A 9,211-nucleotide genomic window follows, 5' to 3' on the forward strand; every position below is an offset into this window, starting at 1 on the left:
TGTGGGCCCGCGAGCTCGACACCCGCCTGCTCTCCGCGCCCTGGGCGGCCGCGCTCTCCGGCCGGTTCCTCTTCGTCCTCGACGACGGACGGGGGGACGTCGCCGGACTCGGCGGGGATGTGACCTTGGTCGCAGCGGGAGGACCGGCGCGGGGACGGGCTCCCCGGTCACCCCGCAGTCCGCGGGGTCCACCCCGTACTCCCGGGGCAGCTCGCGGACCCGCCAGGCGCCGGTGCCGGCCGCGGCGGCCGCGGCGAGGAACCCGCCCGCCACCGCCAGGGCGGCCGAGGGCGCGTCGGAGGCCGCGAGCCGGACGGCCCGCCCGCCGACGTGCAGCTCCGCCTCGCCGCCTCCCACTGCGACCAAGGTCACATCCCCGCCGAGTCCGGCGACGTCCCCCCGTCCGTCGTCGAGGACGAAGAGGAACCGGCCGGAGAGCGCGGCCGCCCAGGGCGCGGAGAGCAGGCGGGTGTCGAGCTCGCGGGCCCACAACTGCACGTCGGACGCGCCGAGTCCGTCGAGGCCCGAGGCGGGGGAGGCGACGATGTTGCGGACGCGTTCGTGCGTGGGGGAGGGCAGCAGGCCGGCCTCGGCGAGGAGCGCCGCCAGCTCGGCCCCGCAGCCGTCGGCGAGACCGCGCAGCTCGGCGTTGCCACGGGAGGTGATGCTGAGCCGTCCGTCGCCCAGCCGCTCCGCGGCCGCCGCCAGGGCCTTCATCTGATGAGCCGTCAGGCGCCCGCCGGGCAGGCGGAGTCGGGCGAGGCGGCCGTCGTCGGCGGAGTGCAGGCGCAGCGCCCCGGGGCATGCGTCGCCACGGTCCCTTGTGCGAGGTTCGCCCGGTTCGGGCGTCGGGGGCGGGGTGGGCGGCATGGCGGCGAGCATACCGACGGGGAACCGGCCGACCACCGGGTGTGATCCGGCCGACTCCCCGGCTCCTCCCGGCCCGCCGACCGCACGATCTACTATGCAGACGGCATGGGGTCCCAGGACCCCGGGGAGGAAGCCCGGTGAGACTCCGGCGCGGTCCCGCCACTGTGAGCCGGCCCGGCTGTGCGCCCGCACGAGCCCGGACCGGTGAGTCAGGAACTCCCTTCCCCAAGCTCTCGGCTTCGCTCGAGCGAGGGGAGGCCCCAACCCATCTGACCACCCGGGGCGCGGACAACCCCGAGGAAGGCCTGCGCTCGCCATGCTTTTGCTGCTGTCGCACTCCGACACCGACCTGCTCAGCGCCCGCGCGGCCGGCGGCCCGGTGGAGTACCGCTTCGCCAACCCCGCCCGCCTTCCCCTCGCCGACCTGGCCGGCCTCCTGGCCGAGGCCGAGCTCGTCGTCGTCCGCCTCCTCGGCGGCCTCCGCTCCTGGGAGGACGGCCTCGACGCGGTGCGTGCCGCGGGGAAGCCGGTGGTCGTCCTCAGCGGCGAACAGGCCCCCGACGCCCAGCTGATGGAGGCGTCCACCGTCCCCGTCGGCGTCGCCACCGAGGCGCACGCCTATCTGGCGCACGGCGGCCCCGCGAACCTGGAGCAGCTGGCCCGCTTCCTCTCCGACACCGTCCTGCTCACCGGTCACGGCTTCGAGTCCCCGGCCGCCGCCCCGACCTGGGGCCCGCTGGAGCGCACCGCGCGCACCACCACCGGCCCCACCGTCGCCGTGCTCTACTACCGCGCCCACCACATGAGCGGGAACACCGGCTTCGTGGACGCGCTGTGCGGGGCGATCGAGGACGCCGGCGCCCGGGCCCTGCCGCTGTACGTGGCCTCCCTTCGGGCTCCCGAGCCTGAGCTGCTCGACTCCCTCCGTACCGCCGACGCGGTCGTCACCACCGTCCTCGCCGCGGGCGGCACCAAGCCCGCCGAGGCGCAGGCCGGCGGAGACGAGGAGGCCTGGGACGCGGGTGCGCTGGCCTCGCTCGACGTGCCGATCCTCCAGGCGCTCTGCCTGACCGGCTCACGCGCCGCCTGGGAGGAGAACGACGAGGGCCTCTCCCCGCTGGACTCCGCCAGCCAGGTCGCCGTCCCCGAGTTCGACGGGCGTCTGATCACCGTGCCGTTCTCCTTCAAGGAGATCGACGAGGACGGCCTGCCCGCGTACGTCGCCGATGCCGAGCGCGCCGCCCGGGTCGCCGGGATCGCCGTACGCCACGCCAGGCTCCGGCACATCCCGAACGCCGAGAAGAAGCTGGCCCTGGTCCTCTCCGCGTACCCGACGAAGCACTCCCGCATCGGCAACGCCGTCGGTCTCGACACCCCCGCCTCCGCCGTGTCGCTGCTGCGCAGGCTGATCGCCGAGGGGTACGACTTCGGGCCCGAGGCCGACCTGCCCGGCGTGGTCTCCGGCGACGGCGACGAGCTGATCTACGCCCTCATCGAGGCCGGCGGCCACGACCAGGACTGGCTGACGGAGGAGCAGCTCGCCAGGAACCCGGTCCGCATCCCGGCCGCCGACTACAAGCGCTGGTACGCGACGCTCCCCGAGGAACTGCGGACCCACGTCGAGGAGCACTGGGGCCCGGCGCCCGGCGAGATGTTCCTCGACCGGTCGAGGAACCCGGAAGGCGACATCGTGCTCGCCGCGCTGCGGCGCGGGAACCTCCTCGTCCTCATCCAGCCGCCGCGCGGCTTCGGCGAGAACCCGATCGCGATCTACCACGACCCCGACCTCCCGCCGTCCCACCACTACCTGGCCGCCTACCGCTGGATCGCCGCCCGCGCCGAGGACGGCGGCTTCGGCGCCGACGCCATGGTGCACCTGGGCAAGCACGGCAACCTGGAGTGGCTGCCCGGCAAGAACGCCGGCCTGTCCGCCGCCTGCGGCCCCGACGCGGCCCTCGGCGACATCCCGCTGATCTACCCGTTCCTCGTCAACGACCCGGGCGAGGGCACCCAGGCCAAGCGGCGCGTGCACGCCACGCTGGTCGACCACCTGGTGCCGCCGATGGCCCGCGCCGACTCGTACGGCGACATCGCGCGCCTGGAGCAGCTCCTCGACGAGTACGCGCAGATCTCCTCGATGGACCCGGCGAAGCTGCCCGCGATCCGCGCCCAGATCTGGACGCTGATCCAGGCCGCCAAGCTCGACCACGACCTGGGTCTGGAGCAGCGCCCGGAGGACGACGGCTTCGACGACTTCCTGCTGCACGTCGACGGCTGGCTGTGCGAGGTCAAGGACGCGCAGATCCGCGACGGTCTGCACGTCCTCGGCGGCGCCCCGGTGGGCGAGGCCCGGGTCAACCTGGTCCTCTCCATCCTGCGCGCCCGCCAGATCTGGGGCGGCACGCAGGCGCTGCCCGGTCTGCGCGAGGCCCTCGGCCTCGACGAGTCCGCCGCGACCCGCACCACCGCCGACGAGGCGGAGGCGAAGGCCCGCGAGCTGGTCGAGGCGATGGAGGCGGCGGACTGGTCCGTGGAGGCGGTCCCGGCGGTCGCCGCCGCGTACGGCGACGACGTGCGGGCCGTGCTCCGGTTCGCCTGCGAGCAGGTCGTGCCGCGCCTGGCCGCCACCACCGACGAGCTCGGCCACGCCGTGCACGCCCTGAACGGCGGCTTCGTCCCGGCCGGCCCGTCCGGTTCGCCGCTGCGCGGCCTGGTCAACGTCCTGCCGACCGGCCGGAACTTCTACTCGGTCGACCCCAAGGCCGTCCCGTCCCGGCTCGCCTGGGAGACCGGCCAGGCGCTCGCCGACTCGCTCCTGGAGCGCTACCGCACCGACAACGGCGCGTGGCCGACCTCGGTGGGCCTCTCCCTGTGGGGCACCAGCGCGATGCGCACCGCCGGCGACGACGTCGCCGAGGCGCTCGCCCTGCTCGGCGTCCGCCCGCTGTGGGACGAGGCCTCGCGCCGGGTGAACGGCCTGGAGCCGATCCCGCTCGCCGAGCTGGGCCGCCCCCGCGTCGACGTCACCCTGCGCATCTCGGGCTTCTTCCGGGACGCCTTCCCGCACGTCATCGGCCTCCTGGACGACGCCGTACGCCTGGTGGCGGGCCTGGCGGACGAGTCCGCGTCCGACAACTACGTACGGGCGCACGCGCAGGCCGACCTCGCCGAGCACGGCGACGAGCGGCGCGCGACGACCCGCATCTTCGGCTCCCGGCCGGGCACGTACGGGGCGGGCATCCTCCAGCTGATCGACTCGCGCGACTGGCGCACGGACGCCGACCTCGCCGAGGTGTACACGGTCTGGGGCGGGTACGCCTACGGTCGCGGGCTCGAAGGGCGCCCGGCGCGCGCCGAGATGGAGACCGCGTACAAGCGGATCGCGGTGGCGGCGAAGAACACCGACACCCGCGAGCACGACATCGCCGACTCCGACGACTACTTCCAGTACCACGGCGGCATGGTCGCGACCGTCCGCGCGCTCAAGGGCACGGCCCCCGAGGCGTACATCGGGGACTCCACCCGCCCCGAGACCGTCCGCACGCGCACGCTGGTCGAGGAGACCTCCCGGGTCTTCCGGGCCCGGGTGGTCAACCCGCGCTGGATCGAGGCCATGCGCCGCCACGGCTACAAGGGCGCCTTCGAGCTGGCGGCGACCGTCGACTACCTCTTCGGGTACGACGCCACGACCGGCGTCGTCGCCGACTGGATGTACGACAAGCTCACCCAGGAGTACGTCCTCGACCCGGAGAACCAGGCCTTCCTGAAGGAGGCCAACCCGTGGGCCCTGCACGGCATCGCGGAGCGGCTCCTGGAGGCCGAGTCGCGAGGCATGTGGGAGAAGCCGGACGCGGAGACCCTGGCCGCGCTGCGCCAGGTGTTCCTGGAGACCGAGGGCGACCTCGAAGGCGGCTCCTCCGACGACGAGGACTAGGTCCATACGGCCCCCACCGGGGTCGCACTCGTGGCAGGGACAGGGGCAGGGGCCGGTGCCAGTGCGAGGCGGCGGCCCCGGAAGCCCTCCCTGAGGCGCCGGTCGTGGCTGACCACGACCAGCGTGCCCCGGTACGCCGCCAGCGCGGCCTCGATCTCCTCCACCAGGCCGGGCGCCAGGTGGTTGGTCGGTTCGTCGAGCAGCAGCAGATCGGCGGGGGAGGCCACCAGCCGGGCCAGTTCCAGCTTGCGGCGCTGGCCCGTCGACAGCAGCCGGACCGGGGTCGTCAGATCCCGGGCCGCGAACAGCCCGAGGGCGAGCAGTTCGTCCTCGCGGCCCTCTCCGAAGGCCTCGCCCACCGTACGGGGGTCGAGTGGCGGGGCCGTGTCCTGGCGGAGCAGCCCGACCCGGGCGGGTGCGGTCACCGTGCCCGCGTCCGGGGCGAGTTCGCCTGCCAGGACCCGGAGGAGGGTGGTCTTCCCGGCGCCGTTGGCACCGGTGAGCAGCAGGCGCTCCCCGGGGTCGAGGTGCAGCGCGTCCAGGCGGAGCCGGCCGTCGACCCGTACGCCGGTCAGGTCGACGGGCGCGCCCCGGCCGTCGAGCCGCGCGCGGAACCGCAGCGGCTCGGGGGGAGCGGGCACCGGGTCGGTGGTGAGCCGCTCGATCCGCTCGCGGGCCGCCCGGATCCGGCTCATCGTGCCGTGCGCCCGTGACCGGGCGCGGAAGGCGCCCGCCCCGCTGAAGGCGGCCGGTGCCTTGCGCGGGATGGCGGAGAACCGGTCGATGTGGGTGTCGGCGAAGGCCCGGTGGCGAGCCAGTTCCTCCTTCCACTCCTCGTACTCCCGCTGCCTGCGCGCCCGTTCGGCGGCGCGTCCGGCCAGGTAGCCGCCGTAGCCGTTGCCGTAGCGGCGGACGGTGTGGCGGTCCTCGTCGACCTCCAGGACGGCGGTGGCGACCCGGTCGAGGAAGACCCGGTCGTGGGAGACGGCGACGACCGTGCCCCGGTGGGCGCGCAGCCGTTCCTCCAGCCAGGTCACGGCCTCGTCGTCGAGGTCGTTGGTCGGCTCGTCGAGCAGCAGCAGTTCGGGCTCGGCCGCGAGGACGGCGGCGAGCGCGAGCCGGGACCGCTGCCCTCCGGAGAGGGTGCCCAGGGGGCGGGTGCGGTCGAGCGGTCCGGGTTCGCCGAGCCGCCGGAGCGTGGTCTCGACCCGCCGGTCGGCCCCGGCGCCGCCCCGGGCCTCGTAGCCGGCGAGCAGCTCCGCGTACCCGGCGAGGTCCCCGGTCTCGGCCAGCTCGGTCTCGGCCGTCCGGATCGCCCGCTCCAACTCCCGTACGTCCGCGAGGGCGTGGTCGACGGCGTCGCCGACGGTCGCGGTCGGGGGCAGGTCCAGGGTCTGGGCGAGGTGGCCGATGCCGCCGGGGGACGCGACGGTCACCGTGCCGTTGTCGGCGGTCTCCAGGCCGGCGAGGAGCCGGAGGAGGGTGGACTTCCCGGAGCCGTTGTCGCCGACGACGCCGAGGCGTTCACCGGGGCGGACGGTGAGGGAGATCCGGTCGAGCACGGTCCGGTGGTGGACGTGCCGGTCGTCGTAGCGCTTGGTGACGTCGGTGAGTTGGACACGGAACAAGGGCGGTCTCCTGTGCTCGGCGACGGATCGAGTGAACCTGAGACGAAACGTCTCGTCTCACGTTGTCGACGATACTGCGGTCACGCCTCCTTCGCAAGACGCTCCGTCTCGTTGGTTCGGGAGTCGGTTCGGGAGTGCGGGATCGGGGGCGCCGGATCAGGGGGTACCCGGCCGCCGCCGCTTCGCGCTTCGGTGCTGTCCGAAAGGAAGTCGAGTTGTTCTAGCGAAGTACGAACAACTTGTTCTATGCTGATGCGAACAAGGGAGGGTTTCTCATGAACCTAGCCAGGTCGTCCACGCCCGCCGCGGCCACCCCGCTCCGCCTTCGCGCGCTCGCCGCGTTCCCGTTCGTCCTCACGCTCGTCGGCTACCTGACGGTGCTCGCCGTCTGGGGCGACCGGATCCCCGACACGCTCGCCACCCACTTCTCCGGGGGCGGCGGCGACCGCGCCGACGGCTTCACCGGCCGCACCGTGTTCACCGTCGTCAGCGTCGCCCTGCTCGTCGGGTTCGGCATCGCCTGGACGGCCCTCGTCCGCCGTGCCGCGCTCTGGGGCGCGTGGGCGACGGCCGGATTCACCGGAACGCTGCTCGTCCTCCTCGTGCGGGACAACCTGGACGCCGCCGACCCGGCCCGGGTCGTCTCCCCGCTCACCAACCTCGCGCTCGCCGCGGCGGTCGCCGCCCTGTGCGCCCTCGCGGGCTGGGCACTGACCCGCCTCGTACCGGCGGGGGAGGCGGTGGAGGCCGCCACGGGCGGGCCCGACGCGCCCCGGCTCACGCTCGGCGCGAGCGAGGTCGCCGGCTGGACCCGCGCCACCACCTCCCGGCCGCTGACCGTCCTCGCGGCGCTCGCCCTCGTCGCCGTCCCGGTCGGCCTGGTCCTCGCGCCCTGGCCCGGCGCCCTGTTCGCGCTGCTCGGCCTGGTCATCGGCGTACCGGGGCTGGCCCTCGCCCGGGTCCGGGTCACCGTCGACCGGCGCGGCGTCACCGTCCGGCCCTCGTTCGTCTCCCGACCACGCGTGCGCGTGCCGCTCGACGGGGTCACGGGCGCCGGCGTCCGCGAGCTCGACACCGCCACCGTGCTCGCCGACTACGGCGGCTGGGGCTACCGCGTCCGGGCGTCCCGTACGGGCGTGGTGCTGCACGCCGGCGAGGCCCTCGTCGTACGGCGGGACAGCGGCCGCGAGTTCGCGGTCACCGTGCCCGACGCACACACCGCCGCCGCCCTGCTCAACGCGCTCGCCGAACGGCATGGGAAGGTCTGACCGTGCTCTTCCGTGTCGACCCGGCCTCCGCCGTGCCCCTCGGCGACCAGATCGCCGCCTGTGTCCGGGGCGCCCTCGCCGACGGCTCCGCCGAGCCCGGCGAGCGCCTCCCGGCCGCCCGGGAGCTCGCCGACTCCCTCGGCGTCAACGTCCACACCGTCCTCCGCGGCTACCAGCGGCTCCGCGAGGAGGGACTGATCGAACTCCGCCGGGGCCGCGGCGCCCTCATCGTGCCCGGCGCCACCGCTCCCGACCGCGCCCGCCTGGTCTCCAGGCTCCGCGAGGCGGCGTCGGACGCCCGCGAACTGGGCCTGTCGGACGAGGAGTTCGTCGAACTGGCGCGGACGGTCCTGGCCTGAGCACGGGCCGGGCGGCGACCGCCCGGCGGCCTCCGGGCGACCTCCCGGGAGCCGCCCGGAGGCCGCCCGGCCGGATCAGCCCAGTTCGCGCACCGGCGCACCCGCCAGGAACGCCTCGACGTCCTCCACCGCCTGCCCGAAGTAGCGCCCGTAGTTCCCCTCCGTCACATAGCCGAGGTGCGGCAGCGCGAGCACGTTCGGCAGGGACCGCAGGGGGTCGTCCAGCGGCAGCGGCTCCGTCTCGAAGACATCGAGCCCGGCCCCCGCGATCCACCCCTCGCGCAGCGCCCGCAGCAGCGCGTCCCCGTCGACGAGCCCCGCACGGGAGGTGTTGACGAGGTACGCGTGCGGGCGCATCGCCCGCAGCTCCGGCTCCCCGACCAGGCCGCGGGTGCGGTCCGAGAGCGCCATGTGCAGCGAGACGAAGTCGCTGCCCGCGAACAGCTCCCGCTTGTCCGCCGTGAACCGAGCGCCGTGCTCCGCGGCCCGCTCCTCCGTCAGATTCGGGCTCCACGCGCGTACGTCCATCCCGAAGGCGAGCCCGATCCGGGCCATCCGGGAGCCGATCCTGCCGAGGCCGACGAGCCCGAGGGTCCGGCCCGCCAGGTCGGCGCCGACCGTGGACTGCCAGGGCCCGCCCTCGCGCAGCGCCCGCGCCTCGGCGGGCACGTGCCGGGCCAGGCCGAGGAGGAGCGCCCAGGTGAGTTCGGTGGGCGGCTCGGAGCTGGAGGCCGTACCGCAGACGACGACCCCGCGCGCGCGTGCGGCGGCGACGTCTACCGAGGCGTTGCGCATCCCCGAGGTGATCAGGAGCCGGAGCCGGGGGAGCCGGGCCAGGAGCGCGGCGTCGACGGGGGTCCGCTCCCGCATGACGACGAGGATCTCGCAGTCCTCGACGGCCGCGACGAGGGCGTCCCGGTCGGTGAGGTGCTCGCGCAGGACGCGTACGTCGACGCGGTCGGCGAGCGGGCTCCAGTCGGCGGAGGTCAGGGCGACGCCCTGGTAGTCGTCGAGGACGGCGCAGCGCAGCTTCATGACGGCATGATCGCGCACGTCCCCGGGGCCCCGGTAGCGGGGCGGCCCGCCGGACCCGGGGGCGGCCCGTGCGCCGGCCCACCCCCGGCACCGGGCCGCCGGTCTCCCGACCGAACC

Annotated in this window: 5 protein-coding genes, 1 pseudogene and 1 riboswitch; of the genes and pseudogenes, 3 read left to right on the forward strand and 3 right to left on the reverse strand. The window is 75.0% G+C overall.

The features are described from left to right. Positions 1-882: pseudogene (locus EAO70_RS34805) on the reverse strand (cobalamin biosynthesis protein CobG); the annotation flags it as partial. 78 nt (positions 883-960) lie between these two features. Next, a riboswitch (cobalamin riboswitch) is annotated at positions 961-1,108 on the forward strand. 78 nt (positions 1,109-1,186) lie between these two features. Here EAO70_RS34805 and cobN point away from each other — a divergent pair. Next, the gene (gene cobN, locus EAO70_RS34810) at positions 1,187-4,804 is read left to right on the forward strand and encodes a cobaltochelatase subunit CobN (RefSeq protein ID WP_148006811.1); all 3,618 of its coding nucleotides are present in this window, start codon (positions 1,187-1,189) and stop codon (positions 4,802-4,804) included. Here the strand turns inward: cobN and EAO70_RS34815 are convergent. Beyond that, a complete protein-coding gene (locus EAO70_RS34815; RefSeq protein WP_148006812.1) occupies positions 4,801-6,432 on the reverse strand; it encodes an ABC-F family ATP-binding cassette domain-containing protein in 1,632 nt (543 codons plus the stop codon). The two genes, cobN and EAO70_RS34815, sit on opposite strands and share 4 nt — an antisense overlap. A 275-nt stretch (positions 6,433-6,707) precedes the next feature. Here EAO70_RS34815 and EAO70_RS34820 point away from each other — a divergent pair, with 275 nt between their 5' ends. Beyond that, on the forward strand, positions 6,708-7,700 hold the full coding sequence (locus EAO70_RS34820; protein ID WP_148006813.1) for a hypothetical protein: 993 nt from the start codon (positions 6,708-6,710) through the stop codon (positions 7,698-7,700). A gap of 2 nt (positions 7,701-7,702) precedes the next feature. Beyond that, entirely contained in the window at positions 7,703-8,059 is a 357-nt protein-coding gene (locus EAO70_RS34825; protein ID WP_148006814.1) for a GntR family transcriptional regulator, read from the forward strand. 75 nt (positions 8,060-8,134) lie between these two features. On the opposite strand, the gene EAO70_RS34830 is transcribed toward EAO70_RS34825, so the two are convergent. After that, positions 8,135-9,094 (reverse strand): D-2-hydroxyacid dehydrogenase family protein, encoded by a 960-nt coding sequence (locus tag EAO70_RS34830; protein ID WP_148006815.1) that lies wholly within the window; start codon positions 9,092-9,094, stop codon positions 8,135-8,137. Positions 9,095-9,211: the final 117 nt, after the last annotated feature.

The sequence above is a fragment of the Streptomyces sp. adm13(2018) genome (genome assembly GCF_008042145.1).
Taxonomy (GTDB): domain Bacteria; phylum Actinomycetota; class Actinomycetes; order Streptomycetales; family Streptomycetaceae; genus Streptomyces.

Coding starts and splice junctions, on each gene's coding strand:
- EAO70_RS34820 (WP_148006813.1), top strand. CDS start 6,708: ATGAACCTAGCCAGGTCGTCCACGCCCGCCGCGGCCACCCCGCTCCGC.
- EAO70_RS34830 (WP_148006815.1), bottom strand. CDS start 9,094: ATGAAGCTGCGCTGCGCCGTCCTCGACGACTACCAGGGCGTCGCCCTG.
- cobN (WP_148006811.1), top strand. CDS start 1,187: ATGCTTTTGCTGCTGTCGCACTCCGACACCGACCTGCTCAGCGCCCGC.